Here is a 16323-nt window from a genome sequence, read left to right as displayed (position 1 = left end):
TTCTCCTAGTCGATCGGGATGATACCGACGGTGACGTGATGCGCAGCAGGGCCGACGACGCTGTCAACGGTGTGGCCGTAGCGGCCGTACTTGGCGCGGTATGCCGCGTCGATGCCGGCGTGGTCGGCGTCCTCGGATGCATCGACGTAGCGGACCTCGAATTCAGTGTCGACGACACGGATCCGGCCGTGCCCGGACGCGAGGGCGCGACGATACCAGGCGCCCCGCGCCCCGCGCGCGGAGCGGGCGTAGAGCTGGCCGTCGTGTTCGACAGCCCAGACGATGACGAAGCCGCCAGGCGTGCCGTCCTTCCTGTCCGGGGCGACGCGGATCTCGTCGGGGCCGACGACCGCCGCAAGGTCAGCCTTGTTCCACGGCATCAGCTCTCCTCCCTTTCGAGGACGGAGCGGGCGACGGTGACCGCCGAGAGACTCTTGGGCCAGCCTGCGTAGAACGCGAGGTGCGTGAGGACCTCAGCGATCTCGTCCCGGGTAAGACCGTTGGTGATGCCGCGCTGCAGGTGCCCGGGGAGTTGCTCGGTGTTGCCTCCCATGATGAGCGCCGCGATGGTGATCAGGCTGCGGTCCCGAGGGGAGAGCTCCGGTCGTTCCCAGACGTCGCCGAAGAGGACGTCGTCGGTGAGCTCGGCGATTTTCGGGGCGAAGTCGCCGACGATTCGCTGGATTGGGGTGGGGTCTGCCATGGGGTGCTCCTTCGTGAATCAGTGGGTGGGGGCCGCGCCGGTCTCTGTCGACAGAACATCCGATCCGGTCGGGACTGCTGTGTGGTCCCGACCGGTCGCGGGCACGAGAAGGACGAGGCTGAGGACCAGCCCCATCGCGAGGGTGAGGCTTCCGGCCGTCAGCGCACTCGACACCCCCGCGCCCAGACGAGCGCCGCCCGTGTGCCGGGGGCGGTGCCCGCCGCTGTCGCGGTGGCTGCCGTGCACGAAGACCGTGGAGACCTCCGTCGCGCCCACCGGGGTCACGCCTCCGGGATGTCGCGGTGGAAGGACTCCAGGGTGATGGATGCCGGCTCCGGCCCACCGCGCACACCAGTGTCCAGGCCGTCGATCCGGGCGAGCTCGATGCTGGTGAGCTCGAAATCGAAGACGTCGAAGTTGGCGGCGATGCGCTCCGGGTTCACAGACTTCGGGATCGCGGAGCGGCCCTCCTGCAGGTGCCAACGCAGCATCACCTGCGCAGGGGTCTTCCCGTGCGCAGTCGCGATCTCCCCGATGATCGGGTCGTTGAACGTGGATCGGGTGGAGTCGCCGCGGTAGCTGGTGATGCCACCCATCGGCGACCACGCCTGGGTCACGATGCCGTGCTGCGCGTTCGCCTTCTGCACGTCGGGCTGGGAGAAGTACGGGTGGCATTCGACCTGATTCACCGCCGGCACCACACTGGTCTGCTCGAGCAGGTTCGCCAGGACGTCTGGCATGAAGTTGGAGACACCGATCGCGCGGACCTTGCCGTCACTGAGGAGCGTCTCGAGCGCCTTGTACGCGCCGATCGTCTTCTCGAAGTCGGTGGACAGCGGCTGGTGCAGCAGCAGGAGGTCGATCTGGTCGACGCCGAGCTTGCCGGCAGACTTCTCGAAGCCGTGCAGAGCCCCGTCATAGCCGTAATCGCTGATCCACAGCTTCGTCTCGATGAAGACGTCCGACCGGTCGATGCCGGACTGGCGGATGCCGTCGCCCACCTCGGGCTCGTTGAAGTACGACGCGGCGGTGTCGATCAGCCGGTAGCCGACCTTGAGGGCTTCGGCGACGGAGGCGACGGTCTGCTCGGGCGGGGTCTGGAAGACGCCGAAGCCCAGCGCCGGCATCTCGACACCATTGTTCAGGGTGATGTTCGTGCTCATACCTTCCACGCTAGGCACGCCGGATCGGGTCAGGAAGGAACTGCTAGTTCACCTTTGCGGGCTGCTCGGTGGCAGCGAGGCTGCCCAGCAGCAGGAGCCGCTCCGCCGTAGGCGAGCCGGGTACCGCGGTGTACGCGAACATGAACCAGTCCGGGTTCGCAGGGAACTCCATCGCCTGATAGCTCAGCTCGAGATCGCCGACGGCGGGGTGGTGGATGCGTTTGAGGCCGGCACGGTGATGGCGCACGTCATGCCGTGCCCACCGGTACCGGAAGGTGTCGGAGCGGGTGACGAGTTCGCCGATCAGGTCCGTAAGCGGCTTGTCCAGCGGGTTCTGCCCGGCATAGGTACGCATCGTCGCCACCAGGTCGTCGGCGTTCGCCTCCCAGTCCGGGAAGAAGATCCGGGAGGCCGGGTTCAGGAACGTGAACCGCGCCGTGTTGCCCTGGTTTGCCGGATCGTCGAGCATCGGCGCGTACAGGGCACGGCCGAGCGGGTTCGCGGCGACGAAATCCATACGTCGATCCCGCACCCACATCGGAGCACCGGTCACCGCGTCCAGAAAGTGCTGCAACTCGGGTCTCACCGTCGGCACTGACGGACTGCCATGACGGCGCCGCGGCGGCGTGGGACCGGCAGCACGGGCGAGATCGGCGAGGTGATCCTTCTCCGCGTCGTCAAGTCTCAGGGCCCGGCCCAGGGCATCCAGCACTTCCAGGGACACCCCGGCCAGGTCGCCTCGTTCCATCCGGGCGTAGTACTCAACGCTGACCCCGGTGAGCATCGCCACCTCTTCCCGGCGCAGCCCGGGGACGCGGCGGCGCCCCCCGCCGATGATTCCAGCCTGCTCCGGGGTGATCCGATCCCGCCGGGTGCGAAGGAAGTCGGATACCTGCTCTCGATGATCCATGCCCTCCACGGTAAGCGCGGATGCGGCCACGGTGGGAGGAACTGGCAGTGCACCGATAACCGGTGCCTTCTTCGTCGTCGCCCTTGGATCCGCCGCTCGCGGCGCGGGTGGGCTATCACCCACTGGCCCGACGCCCACGAGAAGGGGAACTGCCAGTCCCTTCCTCAACCCACACCGGGCTGGTGCGATGGAAGAGGACATACCCGCCCTTGACGAATCGAAGGAACCACACCCATGAGCACCAACCTGAACACCGGTCGCGTCGCCGTCATCACCGGCGCATCCTCCGGAATCGGCGCCGCAACCGCCCGAGCCCTCGCCGCCGACGGCTACACGATCGCCCTCCTAGCTCGACGCCTCGATCGCATCCAGTCGATCGCTGCCGAGCTCGGCAACGGATCCATCGCGATCCAGGCGGACGTCACCGACCGCGATCAGCTCCTTGCCGCCGCAGTGCGCGTGCACGACGAGCTCGGCGGAGCCGACGTCCTGATCAACAACGCGGGCGTCATGCTGCTCGGCCCGTTCTCGCCCGAGCAGCACCAGGACTACCGCACCATGATCGAAGCGAACCTGCTCGGCGCGATCACGGCCACTGAAGTCTTCCTCGACCAACTCACGCGGAACGGCGCTGGGGATGTGGTGAACATCTCGTCCGTCGCCGGCCGCACCGCTCGCGCCACCAACGGCGTCTACGCCGCCACCAAATGGGGCATCAACGGCTGGTCCGAATCCCTCCGCCAAGAACTCCTCCCCGGCGTCCGCGTCAGCCTCATCGAACCCGGCGTCGTCGACACCGAACTACCCACCCACATCACACACGAAGCCACCCGCGAAGCCGTCCAGAAAGGCTACGACCAGGCCACCGTCAAGCCCGAAGAAGTCGCGGAGATTATCGCCTTTGTCCTCTCCCGCCCCCGCCACCTCGCCGTCAACGAGATCCTGCTCCGTCCAGCCGACCAACTCGGCTAAGAGCCAACCCGAAGGACGGCAGCGCGGGTATTCCGCGCAAATGTCAGATCCGACATTCTCCGACATCGGGAGTGTTCGCCATGTGCTTGTCATTAAGTCGAGAATTCGCCACGCTTCGGGAAAACCTACGACCTACACAAAGCGGACCTACCCCGCCGCCATGTCTGCGAACCGCGAGAAGTGCCCCTGGAACGCCACGGTCACGGTGCGGGTCGGGCCGTTGCGGTGCTTGGCGACGATGAGGTCGGCCTCGCCGGCGCGCGGGTTGTCTTTCTCGTAGGCGCTCTCGCGGTGCAGCAGGATGACTACGTCGGCATCCTGCTCGATCGATCCCGATTCGCGCAGGTCGGAGAGCGCCGGCAGCTTGTCGGAGCGCTGCTCCGGTCCACGGTTCAGCTGCGAGAGCGCCACGACGGGAACCTGCAGTTCCTTGGCCAGGAGCTTCAGCGCACGGGAGAATTCGCTGACCTCTTGCTGGCGGCTCTCCACGCGCTTGCCGCTCGTCATGAGCTGCAGGTAGTCGATGATGACCATCTTCAGGCCGACCCGCTGCTTGAGCCTGCGGCACTTCGCGCGGATCTCGACGAGCGTCATGTTCGGGCTGTCGTCGATGTAGAGCGGTGCGTCGTTGATGCGGCCACGGGTGGCGGCGATAGTCGTCCAGTCGCGCTGGTCGACGGTTCCCTTGCGCATGTTCTGCAGTGGAACGGATGCCTCTGCAGACAGCAAACGCATCGCGATCTCGCTGCGCCCCATCTCCAACGAGAAGAAGATGGTCGGCATGTCGTGCTTGATCGCTGCAGCTCTTGCGAAGTCCAGCGCGAGCGTCGACTTACCGAGCGCGGGACGCGCGGCGACGATGACCATCTGCCCGGGGTGCAGACCGTTGGTCAGGTCGTCGAGGTCCGCGAAGCCGGTCGGCACCCCTGTCATCGTGCCGTCTTTGTGCTTGGCGGCCTCGATCTCGTCGATGGCGACGGTGACGGCATCCGTGAGCGGGATGTAGTCCTCTGTCTCGGTCGAGCCGGTGACGGAGTAGATCTCGGCCTGAGCCTGGTTGACCAGGTCGAGCACCTCTCCCTCGCCCGAGTAGCCCATCTGAGTGATGCGGGTGCCCACCTCGACGAGTCGGCGCAGCAGCGCACGCTCGGCGACGATCTCGCCGTAGTATCCGGCGTTCGCCGCGGTCGGCACCAGGCTCGTCAGAGTGTGGAGGTACTCCGGTCCGCCGGCGCGACTCAGATCGCCGACCTTGGTCAGCTCGTCTGTCACGGCGATCACATCGGTGGGCTCGCCGCGTGAGTACAGCGAGAGGATCGAATCGAAGATGACCTCGTGCTTGGGAATGTAGAAGTCGCCGCCGCGCACCGTCTCGACCACGTCGGCGACGGCATCCTTGCTGAGCAGCATGCCGCCGAGGGAGCTCTGCTCGGCGAGCAGATCATGCGGAGGAACGCGCTCCGACGACCGACCTTCGGGTAGGTGAGCGATCGACACCCGGACCTCCTGTTTCCCCTGGCGCCGCTGTGACGCCCATGAGTCGTACTACTTCGTGCTTCGCCCCCGTCGCGAGTTCTACTCTCGGGCACGGCAATGCCGCGATGGCTTTCAGCCGTGCACCTCTACGGTCTCAGCCACCCCCGACAAAGACCGTTCCCTTGGCCTGGAACTCCACCGCTACGCGACGCTGATTCACCCTAGGGAGTGCCTGCACACCCCCACAACTCGACCTGTGGATAACTCTGTGCACAATCTGGGCGAAACGCCGGGCGCCGTGTGCAGAAGGTGTGAGTAGTTGTGTGGATAACTAGAAACTTTTGGTACCTAAACACCGATTGACCAGCCATTTAGTTTCCCCACACCTGTGTGTAGAAACTGGTCGGATGCCTGTGGCAACGCCGTTGCGCGACACTCCCGACATGTGGACAAAGGTTGCGGAATACCCCTTCGGGTGGTAACCCGCCCGAGAAAATCGCCGCGCTCAGATGAGCGACGAGCGCCAGTTAAACGCATGTAGCGGCGGGCATGCAACCCGCCGCTACATGCGGCTTCAGGAGTACGTCCTCAGACGTCCCCGGAACTACTTGGCAGCGACCACCTGAAGGGTGATCGTGGCGTTGATGTCATCACGCAGGCGAATGGTCGCCTCGTGCACGCCGACCGACTTGATCGGAGCGCCGAGCTCGATCTTGCGCTTGTCGATGGAACCGATGCCGGCGGCCTGCACCGCATCGGCGATGTCGCCCGTCTTGACCGAACCGAACAGACGTCCCTCGGCGCCGGCCTTGACGGCCAACTTCACTTTGGTGGCCTCGAGCTTCAGCTTGAGGTCCTGAGCCTCTTCGATCGTGGCGTGCTCGCGTGCGACGCGAGCCGACCTGATCTGCTCCACCTGCTTCTCGCCGCCACGGGTCCACGCGATCGCGTAGCCCTGCGGGATGAGGAAGTTGCGGGCGTAGCCGTTCTTGACGTCGACGACGTCGCCGGCCGAACCGAGGCCGGAGACCTCGTGCGTCAGAATGAGTTTCGACATGGGTGACTCCTAACGGCCAGAGCCTGCGTAGGGCAGAAGAGCCATCTCGCGGGCGTTCTTGACGGCCTTCGCGATGAGGCGCTGCTCCTGCACGGAGACACCGGTGATGCGGCGAGCGCGGATCTTGCCGCGCTCGGAGACGAACTTGCGCAGGGTTGCGACGTCCTTGTAGTCGATGACGCCGACGTGGACGGTCTTCGCCGGAGCGGCGTTCTTGCCGTCCTTGCCCTTGCGGATCGGCTTGCGGCGATCGCCGCTCGACTTTCCAGCCATGGTTCTTCCTTATTTCGTTGATCGAGTAGCGCGCGAAGCGCGCGTATCGAGATCTGAGCTATTAAAAGGGGGTCTCGTCGTTGAAGCTGCCCGGCGCGTTCCACACGTCGGCGCTCGCTTCGGACGAGGGCGCGGATGGTGCCCACTGGTCGTCGCTGGGCGCGCCGCCGCTGCGGCCGCCTCCCGATGACTGGGCTCGCGTGATGGAGGCGGTGGCATAACGCAGCGACGGCCCGATCTCGTCGATCTCGAGTTCGATCGAGGTGCGTCGCTCGCCTTCCTTCGTCTCGTACGAGCGCTGCTTGAGCCGCCCGCTAGCGATGACCCTTGAGCCCTTGGTCAATGAACCAGCGACGTGCTCGGCGAAATCACGCCAGACGCTCGCGCGCAGGAACAGAGCCTCGCCATCCTTCCACTCGTTGTTCGCACGGTCGAAGGTGCGGGGAGTGGATGCGATGGTGAAGTTGGCAACCGCCAGCCCGTTCTGCGTGTACCGCAGTTCCGGATCTGCCGTGAGGTTGCCGACCACGGTGATGATGGTCTCGCCTGCCATGGGACTAGGCGCTCTGCTTCGTCGGGGCCGCGGCACCTTCGACAGGCTCGGGACGGCGCTTGCGGGCCGCCTTCTCGTCGGCGCGCTTGGTGGCGGCGTCGACCTGTGCGATGGCTTCCTCGGCACGCAGCACCTTCGTGCGCATGACTGCCTCGGAAAGGTTCAGCTGGCGATCGAGCTCTTGCGTGGCATCCGATTCCGCCGTGAAGTCGACGACGGCGTAGATGCCCTCGGCCTTCTTGTTGATCTCGTAAGCCAGACGGCGCTTGCCCCAGATGTCGACCTTGTCGATGGTTCCACCATCCGTGCGGATGACGTTGAGGAACTTGTCAAGGCTGGGAGCAACGGTGCGCTCATCGATTTCCGGATCGAGGATGACCATCAACTCGTACTGATGCATGACTAACCCACCTCCTCTGGACTAGAACGGCTGCAGACTTTCTGCAGCAGGAGGGTATGTGCATCGTCATCCGCGTTCGAACGATGCTCGCACGGCAGACAACCTGGTCATCTTAGCTGACCGGCAGCCGATCGGCCAACTCGAGGCTGGGGGCTGCCTGCGCGTCATGGTACTTAGGCTGGACCCATGCCTGCAGGTCGTCTGAGCATCGCGGTCGTGGCGCTGCACACCTCGCCGTTCGCCGCGCCCGGATCCGGTGACGTCGGCGGCATGAACGTGCTGGTGCGGGCGACGTCGGAGCGCATGGCATCCGCCGGCCACCACGTCGAGGTCATCACACGGCGCTTCTCGCCGACGCTGCCGCCGGTCGCCACGCTTCCCTCGGGCGTCGTGCTCCGCTTCATCGACGCCGGGCCCACGGAACTGCGCCCGAAGGCCGAGCAGGAGCATTACATCGAAGCTTTCCGGGTGGGACTCGACGCGATCGGCGACATCGACATCGTGCACTCCCATCACTGGCTCGCCGGGATGTCGGCACTCCCGTTCGCGCACAGCCGTCACCTTCCGCACGTGCAGAGCTTCCACAGCATCGCGGCCGAACCGATGACGGACCTGAGCGAGGGGGAGCGACCCGAGTCATCAGGACGCCTCGACGGAGAGGCCTGGCTCGCTCAGTCCTCGGATGCCATCGTGGCAGTGAGCCACGCGGAGCAGCGCACGATCATCGAGCGACTTCACGCCGATCCCACCCGCGTGCATGTCGTGCTCCCCGGTGTCGACGCCTCATTGTTCCACCAGGGCGAGCGGCGCACGTCGCCCCGGCCGTACGTCGTCGCGGCCGCACGCATCGAACCTCTCAAGGGACTAGACCTGGCGATCAGAACCGTCGCGGGCATCCCGCCGGAACTCCGGCCCGACCTCGTGATCGCCGGCGGCCCCACCGACGGATACCAGTGGCACCTCGACGAGCTCCGTGCCCTCGCAGCAGAGCTGGGCATCACGGAGCGAGTGCACTTCGCCGGGCCGCTCTCGCGCGACGATCTCGCAGATCTCTTGGCGCACGCATCTGCGGCGCTCATCCCTTCGCACTCGGAGACCTACGGGCTGGTCGCGCTCGAAGCAGCGGCGAGCGGCGTGCCGGTTCTGGCCGCCCCGTCCGGCGGGCTGCGCGAGGGGGTGAACGGCAAGAGTGCGGCTCTGCTGCCATCCCGAGACCCGCGTGAGTGGGCGGACCGACTGTCGGAGTTGCTCTCAAACGACGAAATCTGGCGGGCACGTTCGGCGGAAGCACATCGTTTCGCTGCGGAGCGCACCTGGGCTCGCTCTGCCGAAGAGACGGTGGATGTCTATCGCCACCTTCTCGACAGCATCGGCACGCAAGCGCCCCGGCGCGAGCGCGCGTGAACCCGTTCGCCGCGGCGGGGTCCGTGCTCTTCGTTCACGCGCATCCCGATGACGAGACGCTGTCGTCGGGGGGACTGATCCTGTGGCTCGTGTCGCGCGGCGTCCGTGTCGACCTGCTCACGGCGACGCGGGGGGAACGGGGCGAGGTCGTGCCCGCGTTGCGAAGCCAGGTCGGCGATGACCCGGCGGAACTCACACGCACACGTCTCGCGGAGTTGGACCGCGCAGTGCGCTCGCTCGGCATCACGGATGCCTTCTACCTCGGCGACCCGCCTGCCCGCGCCGCCGGCCTTCCGCCGCGCCGCTACAGCGACTCCGGCATGCGCTGGGTGACACCGGTCCTCGCCGGCCCCGTCGACGACGCGCCCGAGGAGGCGCTCACGCGTGCGCCGGTCGGCGAGGTGGTCGCTGATGTGACCGCCCTCATCCGCCACCTCGGCAGTGCCCTCGTCATCAGCTACGACGACGAGGGCGGCTACGGGCATCCGGATCATCGGTACGTCCGCGTGGCCGCCCTGCAGGCGAGCCGGGCGGCCGGCGTACCGTTCGCGGAACTCGTGCCGCCCGAGACGCCCGGCGCCTTCGTCGTCGACGCGACGGATCGCGCCGGCGAGCTCGCGGGTGCCCTCGGCGCCCACGCCACGCAGTTCACCGTCGACGGCACAGACGTCGTGCACTCCGGCGGTCAGCGCGAGCCAATTCGCTTGATCTACGGGGTGCGACTGCTCCCTGCGCCCCCAGCTCCCTGAGCGAGTTGGCGGTCGGCGGGGGCACGCTCAGCGCTCCTGCGCCGCCCACCACGTGCGCAGCCGGCCCTCGGCGTCGTCGGGGTCGAGCGGCCCCTCGTCGAGCCGTAGCTCGAGCAGGAATCTCATGGCCCGCCCGACCTCCGGCCCCGGCCGCAGGCCGAGGATGCGCATCACATCCGTTCCGTCGAGGTCCGGACGCACGGCATCCAGTTCCTCCTGAGCCTTCAGCTCCTCGACCCGCGCCTCGAGGTCGTCGTAGGCGAACCCGAGACGATCGGCCTTGCGACGATTGCGAGTCGTGACGTCGGCGCGGGTCAGCTCGTGCAGCCGCTCGAGCTGGTCGCCGGCATCCCGCACATAACGTCGGACCGCCGAATCGGTCCAGGTGCCGTCCGAATAGCCGAAGAACCGCAGGTGCAACTCGATCAGCCGGCTGACGGCATCCACCGTGTCGTTGTCGAAGCGCAGAGCCTTCAAGCGCTTGCGCGCGAGTTTGGCACCGACCACGTCGTGGTGGTGAAAGCTCACCACTCCGCCCGGTTCCAGTCGCCTCGTCGCGGGTTTGCCGATGTCGTGCAGCAGAGCGGCGAGCCGCAGCACCAGGTCGGGCTCTTCGCCCGGATGCCGTTCCTTCTCATATCCGATCGCCTGGTCGAGCACCGTGAGGGTGTGCCGATAAACGTCCTTGTGGTGGTGATGCTCGTCGATTTCGAGTCGCAGAGCGGGAAGCTCGGGCAGGATGCGCTCGGCCAGGCCGCTCTCCACCAGCAGTTCCAGTCCGGCACGAGGGTTGTCGCTGGTGAGCAGCTTCACCAGCTCGTCGCGAATGCGCTCGGCGCTGACGATCTCGATGCGATCCGCCATGGCACTCATCGCCGCGACGGTGTCGTCACTCACGGCGAAGCCGAGTTGCGATGCGAAGCGGGCCGCGCGGAGCATCCGCAGCGGGTCGTCGCCGAACGACACCTCTGGGGAGATCGGTGTTCGCAGCACCCGTGCCATCAGGTCGTCGACGCCGCCGGACGGGTCGACCAGCACGATCTGCGGCACCCGCAGTGCGAGCGCGTTCACCGTGAAGTCGCGTCGCACCAGATCGCCATCGAGCGTGTCACCGAAAGCCACCTCGGGCTTGCGAGTCGCGCCGTCGTAGCTGTCGGCGCGGTACGTCGTGATCTCGACCGTCTCGTCGCCAATGCGGGCTCCGACTGTGCCGAACTGGCGTCCGATGTCCCACCAGGCACCCGCGAGCGGCTTCACGATCGCGATCGTGGCCTCGGGACGCGCATCCGTCGTGAAGTCGAGGTCGTGCACGGCACGTGCCAGAAGCGCATCCCGCACCGGACCACCGACCAGAGCAAGTTCATGCCCGGCCTCCGCGAACGCCGTCGCGAGACGCGAGACGACGGGGGATTCGGCCGTTTCGCGCAGGCGCGCGAGTGACTCGGCGACGCTCTGCATAGTGCTGAACAGTGTACCGGGGGCCACCCGCACGAGACGACGTGCCCAGCTCCGCTGGGAGGCGGGCAGCGGATGCCTGTGAGCCCGGGCCATCCGCCGCCTCACCCGGCCTTTCACGACCGCACGACCCGTACAATTGCGGTCATGCTCCCCGACGACCCCTGCGCTGCCGCATGCGTGTAAGGGGTCGTCGCATGGGAATCGGTCGGGGCGCGCTGGTCGCGGCGTGCGTCGCTGTGATGCTCGGGGCGCTCGCGCCGGCGCCTGCGCCTGCGTCGACCGAGGCGTCGTCGTTTGCTGCAGCGGATGCCGCTTCGGCGACCGTGTCGATGTACGCGGGCAACGCGGGCACCGAGACGGCCGGGGAGTCCGTCACCGTCACGATCTCGATCGACAACACCTCGGGAGCGTCGATCGCTCCAGGAACCGCGACGGTGTCGATCACCGAGGAGCCCCTGACCACCCGCGACGCACTGGATGACTGGACCAAGCACAGCGGGGACGAGCCGGCCACCCGGGTCATCAACACGACGGCCACGATCGGCATCACCGCCGGCACCTCGAGTCGGGTCGCCACCGTCACCATCCCCGCATCGGCCGTTGCGCTGAGCGGCGAGGCCGCTGTCTATGGGCTGAAGGCTACGGTGAAGCAGGCATCAGGAGACGTCGGAACCGCGTATTCGACGCTGGCGTATTCGGCGGCCACCGACTCGGCGCAGGTCGGACTCGCGGTCGCGATGCCCATCACGGTGCCACCGGTCTCGACCGGTCTCATCCCGTCGGATGACCTCGCGACCTACACCGCGAGCGACGGCCTGCTCACCAAGGAGCTCACGCTCGCGCGCAACCACCCCTCGATCGCCATCGGTATCGACCCGATGATCATCGCGTCGATCCGCGTGCTGGGGTCCTCAGCACCACCGAGCGCGCGCACCTGGCTCGAGAACCTGGAACTGCTCGACAACGATTCCTTTCCGCTGCAGTACGGTGACGCCGATGTCGCCACCGAGCTCCAGTCCGGCATCACGCCGTTGCTAACCCCGACGTCGTTCGGGTACGCGCTCGATCCCAAGAACTTCCCGACGCCCATCACCGTCGGTGAGACGCCGGAACCGACACCCACCCCGACCACCAACCCGTTCATCACACCGACGCCGACGCAGACCGCGGCTCCGACGAACGTTCCGACCATCGAACAGCTGCTCTCGTGGCCCTACACGTTCAGCGGAATCGCCTGGCCCGCCGATAAGAGCCTGCGCAGCGCTGACCTCCAGACCCTCGCGACACAGGGATATCAGTCCACGATCGTCTCCGGCTCGAACACGAACGCGTCGTCGCTCTCGACCACTCCGAACGCCCCGCTGGCGGTCAAAGGCGGCACTGCCCTCGTGACAGACCAGGGCATCAGCACGGCACTGCGAAAGGTCGTCGGCGCCACGACGGTCGACGAGCAGAACGCGGCACTGGCATCCGTCTCCTCGCAACTCGCCGTGGTGAGCGAGCAGGGCTCGGGCGGAACGATCGTGCTGGCGGGTCTGGACCGCAACTGGCCGAGCAATGCGAACACGACCTCCGACGCGCTCGACGCCGTGTACTCGCTGCCGTGGGCTCACGCGTCATCGCTGCGCGAGGCGTTGACAGCGCCGATCACCAGCGGCCTCGCGCTGACGGATGCCACGCAGGACGCCACACGCACGGCCTCGGTGACAGCGCTCACCAGCTCGGCGGGCGACCTCGATGCGTTCTCAACGGTGCTCGCGGATCCGACCCTTCTCACCGGCCAGACGCGCAACGAACTGCTGTCGCTGCTCGGGGTCGGATGGCGGCAAACGGACGAGAATTGGGCTTCGTCCGTAACCGGCTTCACCGGTCATGCCGCGAGCACCGTGGCCTCGGTGAAGATCAACCCGACCGGCAAGATCACGGTGGCCAGCGCGCAGAGCCTCATCCCCGTCACCGTCACGAACGGCTTCGATCTGCCGGTGAACGTCGTGCTCAGAGCCACGCCGTCGAACGGTCGGCTCGACGTCGATTCCGACACCGCCAAGACCATCCCGGCGAATTCCAGCGCAAAGGTGCTCGTTCCCGTCAAGGCCAAGCTCGGCAACGGCAGCGTCAAGCTCGGGCTGCAGCTGTACAGCCCGACCGGCATCACCATCGGTGGCGGTGCGACCGCGGCCATCGAGGTGCATGCGGACTGGGAAGGCCTCGGAGCCCTCATCTTCGGCATCGCCGTCGTGCTGTTCTTCGGGTTCGGCCTGGTGCGCAGCATCCTGCGCCGTCGCTCCGCCCGGCGGCGCGGCAGCGAACCGAGTACCGACGACACAGATGACGCCGCAGACACGGATGCGGTCGGCGACGACGCCGTGACGGATGTCGGCACCGACGCCGCAGAAGCGGAACCTTCTCGTGACGAGCAGTCCGTCTCCGAGCACGCCGCCATCGAGTCGGCCGACGGAGACGAGTCCCGGAACGGAGCGCCGCGTGGCTAGCATCGGCCGCGCCAGCGCGATGCTGGCCTCCGGCACCATGGTCTCCCGCGTGCTCGGATTCGTGCGCTCGTGGATTCTGATCCAGGCCATCGGCGCCGTCGCCCAGGGCGCGAACGCATACAGCACGGCCACGGTGGTGCCGAACGGCATCTACGCGATCATCGCGCAGGGCATCCTGAGCGCCATTCTCGTGCCGCAGATCGTGCGCGCCTCCGTCCACAAGGACGGCGGCAAGGCGTACATCAACAAACTGGTCACGCTGGGGATTCTGATCTTCTTCGTCGTCACAGTCGTCGCCACGCTGATGGCGCCGTGGTTCGCTGCGCTCTACGGTGCGCACGGAGCCTTCGGCGAGTTGGTCACCGCGTTCGCGTACTGGTCGCTCCCGCAGATCTTCTTCCTCGCGCTCTACACCCTGCTCGGCGAGGTGTTGAACGGGCGCAAGTCCTTCGGACCGTTCACCTGGGCCCCCGCGATCAACAATGTGGTCAGCATCGCGATGCTCATCGTGTTCATCGTCGCGTTCGGCAGCGACCCGAAAAGCCTCCGTCCACTCGAGGCCTGGACGCCTGGCATGATCGCGCTGCTCGGCGGCGGCGCCACTCTTGGCATCGCAGTCCAGGGACTCGTGCTGTTCCTGTTCTGGCGCCGGGTCGGACTCACGTTCCGCTTCGACTTCAAGTGGCGTGGCGTCGACTTGGGCAGCGCGGGCAAGGCCGCCGGATGGACGTTCGCCATGATCGTCGGCACCCAGATCGCCGGCATCGTCGAGACCAACGTGGCGAACACCGTCGCAAACGACCACTTCGCCTCCGTCACCGTGATGGCGACCGCGTGGCTCATCTTCATGCTGCCGTTCTCGATCGTCGCGGTCTCGATCGTCACCGCCTATTACACGCGCATGGCCGAGCACGCCCGAGCGGACGACATGGGCTCGTTCCGGTTCGATTTTTCCACGGCAATGCGCACGATTTCGCTCCTGATCAGCTTTTTCTGTGTGTCGATCATTGTCGCTGCATATCCCATCTCGGTCATCTTCACCACCTTTTCGTACTCTCAAGTGGGCAATGTCCTCATCGCCTACGCGATCGGCATGATTCCGTTCTGCATGCTCTTCGTCGTGCAGCGCGCCTTCTACTCGCTCGGAAACACCCGCACCCCGTTCGTCTACACGGTGGTTCAGACGGTGATCGTCGTCATCGGTGTGATCGCATGCCTCTTCGTCGCCCCCGAGTTCCGTGCGATGGGCATTGCGCTCGTGGTATCGATCGGCGGAATCGTGCAGGCGCTGATCGCCGCGGCGCTCCTGCATCGCAGGATGGGTCGTTTCGACGGTCGGCGCATCGTCCGCGGTCTGTGGCGATACCTGGTCTCCGCGGTCGTCGCTGGAGCCTTCGGCCTCGCCGTCCTGGCAGTGCTCGGCGGGACCTCAGACGGCTTCGCGGTCTCAGGCAAGCTCGCTGCGATCGTCTCGATCGCGGCCATCGGCGTCGTCATGCTCGCGGTGTACGTGGGCATGCTCAGGATGCTCCGCACCGAGGAGCTGGACGTCGCGATCGGCGCCCTGCGCGGTCGCATTTCGCGGCGCTCGGGACGCTCGGGCGGCGCGGAATAGCATCCGCCTACACTGTGTTTCACACCACAGTGAGCGCTTTTCCCGCGGGTGACGCGCTTGCGAGGCGCACCGGCGCCGCGACTGAAGGAGTGCACGTGCGGCAGATCATCATCATCGGGTCCGGCCCTGCCGGGTATACGGCGGCGATCTATGCCGCCCGAGCCAACCTCGAGCCGCTCGTGATCGCGAGTTCGGTCGAGGCCGGCGGCGAATTGATGAACACCACCGAGGTCGAGAACTTCCCTGGCTTTCCCGACGGCATCATGGGCCCGGATCTGATGGCGAAATTCCAGGTCCAGGCCGAGAAGTTCGGTGCAGAGGTGCTGTACGACGACGTCGTATCGCTCGACCTGTCGGGCGATGTCAAGACCGTTCGCGTCGGCAGCGGCGAGACGTTCGAGTCGAAGTCCGTCATCTTCGCGACGGGTTCCGCCTACCGCAAGCTCGGTCTGCCCGAAGAGGAGCACCTTTCCGGCCACGGCCTGTCGTGGTGCGCCACCTGCGACGGATTCTTCTTCCGTCAGAAGACGATCGCGGTCGTGGGTGGCGGAGACTCCGCCCTCGAAGAGGCGACGTTCCTCACGCGCTTCGCCGACAAGGTCTACGTGATCCACCGTCGCGACTCGCTGCGGGCATCCAAGATCATGCAGAACCGCGCGTTCGAGAACGCCAAGATCGAGTTCGTCTGGAACAGCGAAGTCGCCGCGATCAACGGCGAGGGCGCCGTCAACGGCGTCACCCTGCGCAACACCGTCACCGGTGCAACCAGCGACCTCCCGCTGGAAGGCGTGTTCGTGGCGATCGGAAACGACCCACGTACCCACCTGATCCATGGCCAGCTCGACCTCACCCCGGCCGGAACGATCGCCGTCGACGGCCGTAGCTCCCGCACGAACCTGCCGGGCGTCTTCGCCGCTGGCGACGTGATCGACCCGACGTATCGCCAGGCGGTCACCGCCGCGGCGAGCGGGACGGTCGCCGCCCTCGACGCGGAGCACTTCCTCGCGGCGCATGAGCAAGACGAGCTCGAAGCTCTCACGCTCGCCAACTGAATACCGCCGGACGATCGATCGCCCGGCGACTAGACCGATAGAAGGA

Annotated in this window: 17 protein-coding genes; 6 read left to right on the top strand and 11 right to left on the bottom strand. The window is 66.5% G+C overall.

Annotation, left to right across the window (positions count from 1 at the left end; translation table 11 throughout):
* Positions 1-5: 5 nt before the first annotated feature.
* The 5 genes from MJ603_RS00870 to MJ603_RS00850 are packed head-to-tail and all read right to left on the bottom strand — an operon-like array spanning position 6 to position 2776.
* Positions 6-380, bottom strand: a complete 375-nt coding sequence (locus MJ603_RS00870; RefSeq protein WP_243061775.1) for a DUF2255 family protein — start codon at positions 378-380, stop codon at positions 6-8.
* Positions 380-703: a carboxymuconolactone decarboxylase family protein gene (locus tag MJ603_RS00865; protein ID WP_243061774.1), complete on the bottom strand. Its 324-nt coding sequence runs from the start codon at positions 701-703 to the stop codon at positions 380-382. Before MJ603_RS00865 ends, MJ603_RS00870 begins: the two co-directional genes overlap by 1 nt.
* Before the next feature lie 18 nt (positions 704-721).
* The gene (locus MJ603_RS00860; protein ID WP_243061773.1) at positions 722-979 is read right to left on the bottom strand and encodes a hypothetical protein; all 258 of its coding nucleotides are present in this window, start codon (positions 977-979) and stop codon (positions 722-724) included.
* 5 nt (positions 980-984) lie between these two features.
* Positions 985-1866, bottom strand: a complete 882-nt coding sequence (locus tag MJ603_RS00855; protein WP_243061772.1) for an aldo/keto reductase — start codon at positions 1864-1866, stop codon at positions 985-987.
* Positions 1867-1909: 43 nt separating this feature from the next.
* Complete coding sequence (locus MJ603_RS00850; protein WP_243062694.1) at positions 1910-2776, bottom strand: helix-turn-helix transcriptional regulator; 867 nt, start codon at positions 2774-2776, stop codon at positions 1910-1912.
* Positions 2777-3010: 234 nt separating this feature from the next.
* Between MJ603_RS00850 and MJ603_RS00845 the strand changes: the two genes are divergently transcribed.
* Positions 3011-3748, top strand: coding sequence for an SDR family oxidoreductase (locus MJ603_RS00845; RefSeq protein WP_243061771.1), 738 nt, complete (start codon positions 3011-3013; stop codon positions 3746-3748).
* Between the two features lie 147 nt (positions 3749-3895).
* Here the strand turns inward: MJ603_RS00845 and dnaB are convergent, their stop codons facing one another.
* From dnaB to rpsF, 5 genes are all read right to left on the bottom strand, one after another.
* The gene (gene dnaB / locus MJ603_RS00840; protein ID WP_308220550.1) at positions 3896-5245 is read right to left on the bottom strand and encodes a replicative DNA helicase; all 1350 of its coding nucleotides are present in this window, start codon (positions 5243-5245) and stop codon (positions 3896-3898) included.
* Positions 5246-5828: 583 nt separating this feature from the next.
* Entirely contained in the window at positions 5829-6281 is a 453-nt protein-coding gene (gene rplI / locus MJ603_RS00835) for a 50S ribosomal protein L9 (protein WP_243061770.1), read from the bottom strand.
* Between the two features lie 9 nt (positions 6282-6290).
* Positions 6291-6554, bottom strand: coding sequence for a 30S ribosomal protein S18 (gene rpsR, locus MJ603_RS00830; RefSeq protein ID WP_022902101.1), 264 nt, complete (start codon positions 6552-6554; stop codon positions 6291-6293).
* 61 nt (positions 6555-6615) lie between these two features.
* The gene (locus tag MJ603_RS00825) at positions 6616-7107 is read right to left on the bottom strand and encodes a single-stranded DNA-binding protein (RefSeq protein WP_243061769.1); all 492 of its coding nucleotides are present in this window, start codon (positions 7105-7107) and stop codon (positions 6616-6618) included.
* Positions 7108-7111: 4 nt separating this feature from the next.
* A complete protein-coding gene (gene rpsF / locus MJ603_RS00820) occupies positions 7112-7507 on the bottom strand; it encodes a 30S ribosomal protein S6 (RefSeq protein WP_243061768.1) in 396 nt (131 codons plus the stop codon).
* 186 nt (positions 7508-7693) lie between these two features.
* Here rpsF and MJ603_RS00815 point away from each other — a divergent pair, with 186 nt between their 5' ends.
* Together MJ603_RS00815 and MJ603_RS00810 are read left to right on the top strand one after the other, a co-directional pair.
* Positions 7694-8911 carry a glycosyltransferase gene (locus MJ603_RS00815; RefSeq protein ID WP_243061767.1) on the top strand — a complete coding sequence of 406 codons (1218 nt, stop codon included), beginning with the start codon at positions 7694-7696 and terminating at the stop codon, positions 8909-8911.
* Positions 8908-9660 (top strand): PIG-L family deacetylase, encoded by a 753-nt coding sequence (locus MJ603_RS00810; RefSeq protein WP_243061766.1) that lies wholly within the window; start codon positions 8908-8910, stop codon positions 9658-9660. The genes MJ603_RS00815 and MJ603_RS00810 overlap by 4 nt, the downstream gene beginning before the upstream one ends.
* A gap of 27 nt (positions 9661-9687) precedes the next feature.
* Here MJ603_RS00810 and MJ603_RS00805 read toward each other — a convergent pair whose 3' ends face one another.
* Positions 9688-11118: a CCA tRNA nucleotidyltransferase gene (locus tag MJ603_RS00805; protein ID WP_243061765.1), complete on the bottom strand. Its 1431-nt coding sequence runs from the start codon at positions 11116-11118 to the stop codon at positions 9688-9690.
* Positions 11119-11312: 194 nt separating this feature from the next.
* On the opposite strand from MJ603_RS00805, the gene MJ603_RS00800 reads away from it, so the two are divergent.
* From MJ603_RS00800 to trxB, 3 genes are all read left to right on the top strand, one after another.
* Positions 11313-13610 (top strand): DUF6049 family protein, encoded by a 2298-nt coding sequence (locus tag MJ603_RS00800; RefSeq protein ID WP_243061764.1) that lies wholly within the window; start codon positions 11313-11315, stop codon positions 13608-13610.
* Positions 13603-15225 (top strand): murein biosynthesis integral membrane protein MurJ, encoded by a 1623-nt coding sequence (gene murJ / locus MJ603_RS00795; protein ID WP_243061763.1) that lies wholly within the window; start codon positions 13603-13605, stop codon positions 15223-15225. The genes MJ603_RS00800 and murJ overlap by 8 nt, the downstream gene beginning before the upstream one ends.
* 95 nt (positions 15226-15320) lie before the next feature.
* A complete protein-coding gene (trxB, locus tag MJ603_RS00790) occupies positions 15321-16277 on the top strand; it encodes a thioredoxin-disulfide reductase (protein WP_243061762.1) in 957 nt (318 codons plus the stop codon).
* The last annotated feature ends 46 nt before the right edge of the window (positions 16278-16323 follow it).

Origin of the sequence: Humibacter sp. RRB41 (assembly GCF_022761015.1) — a bacterium.
Taxonomy (GTDB): Bacteria; Actinomycetota; Actinomycetes; order Actinomycetales; family Microbacteriaceae; genus Humibacter.
The sequence above is the reverse complement of the archived record's forward strand: the minus strand, read 5'-3'. Positions and strand labels throughout refer to the sequence as shown.

Bases quoted from the DNA above. Each gene is read 5' to 3' on its own strand.
- MJ603_RS00800 (WP_243061764.1), top strand. From the start codon at position 11,313: ATGGGAATCGGTCGGGGCGCGCTGGTCGCGGCGTGCGTCGCTGTGATG.
- MJ603_RS00865 (WP_243061774.1), bottom strand. From the start codon at position 703: ATGGCAGACCCCACCCCAATCCAGCGAATCGTCGGCGACTTCGCCCCG.
- rplI (WP_243061770.1), bottom strand. From the start codon at position 6,281: ATGTCGAAACTCATTCTGACGCACGAGGTCTCCGGCCTCGGTTCGGCC.
- MJ603_RS00845 (WP_243061771.1), top strand. From the start codon at position 3,011: ATGAGCACCAACCTGAACACCGGTCGCGTCGCCGTCATCACCGGCGCA.
- MJ603_RS00825 (WP_243061769.1), bottom strand. From the start codon at position 7,107: ATGGCAGGCGAGACCATCATCACCGTGGTCGGCAACCTCACGGCAGAT.
- MJ603_RS00815 (WP_243061767.1), top strand. From the start codon at position 7,694: ATGCCTGCAGGTCGTCTGAGCATCGCGGTCGTGGCGCTGCACACCTCG.
- rpsF (WP_243061768.1), bottom strand. From the start codon at position 7,507: ATGCATCAGTACGAGTTGATGGTCATCCTCGATCCGGAAATCGATGAG.
- MJ603_RS00870 (WP_243061775.1), bottom strand. From the start codon at position 380: ATGCCGTGGAACAAGGCTGACCTTGCGGCGGTCGTCGGCCCCGACGAG.
- MJ603_RS00850 (WP_243062694.1), bottom strand. From the start codon at position 2,776: ATGGATCATCGAGAGCAGGTATCCGACTTCCTTCGCACCCGGCGGGAT.
- MJ603_RS00855 (WP_243061772.1), bottom strand. From the start codon at position 1,866: ATGAGCACGAACATCACCCTGAACAATGGTGTCGAGATGCCGGCGCTG.
- MJ603_RS00805 (WP_243061765.1), bottom strand. From the start codon at position 11,118: ATGCAGAGCGTCGCCGAGTCACTCGCGCGCCTGCGCGAAACGGCCGAA.
- rpsR (WP_022902101.1), bottom strand. From the start codon at position 6,554: ATGGCTGGAAAGTCGAGCGGCGATCGCCGCAAGCCGATCCGCAAGGGC.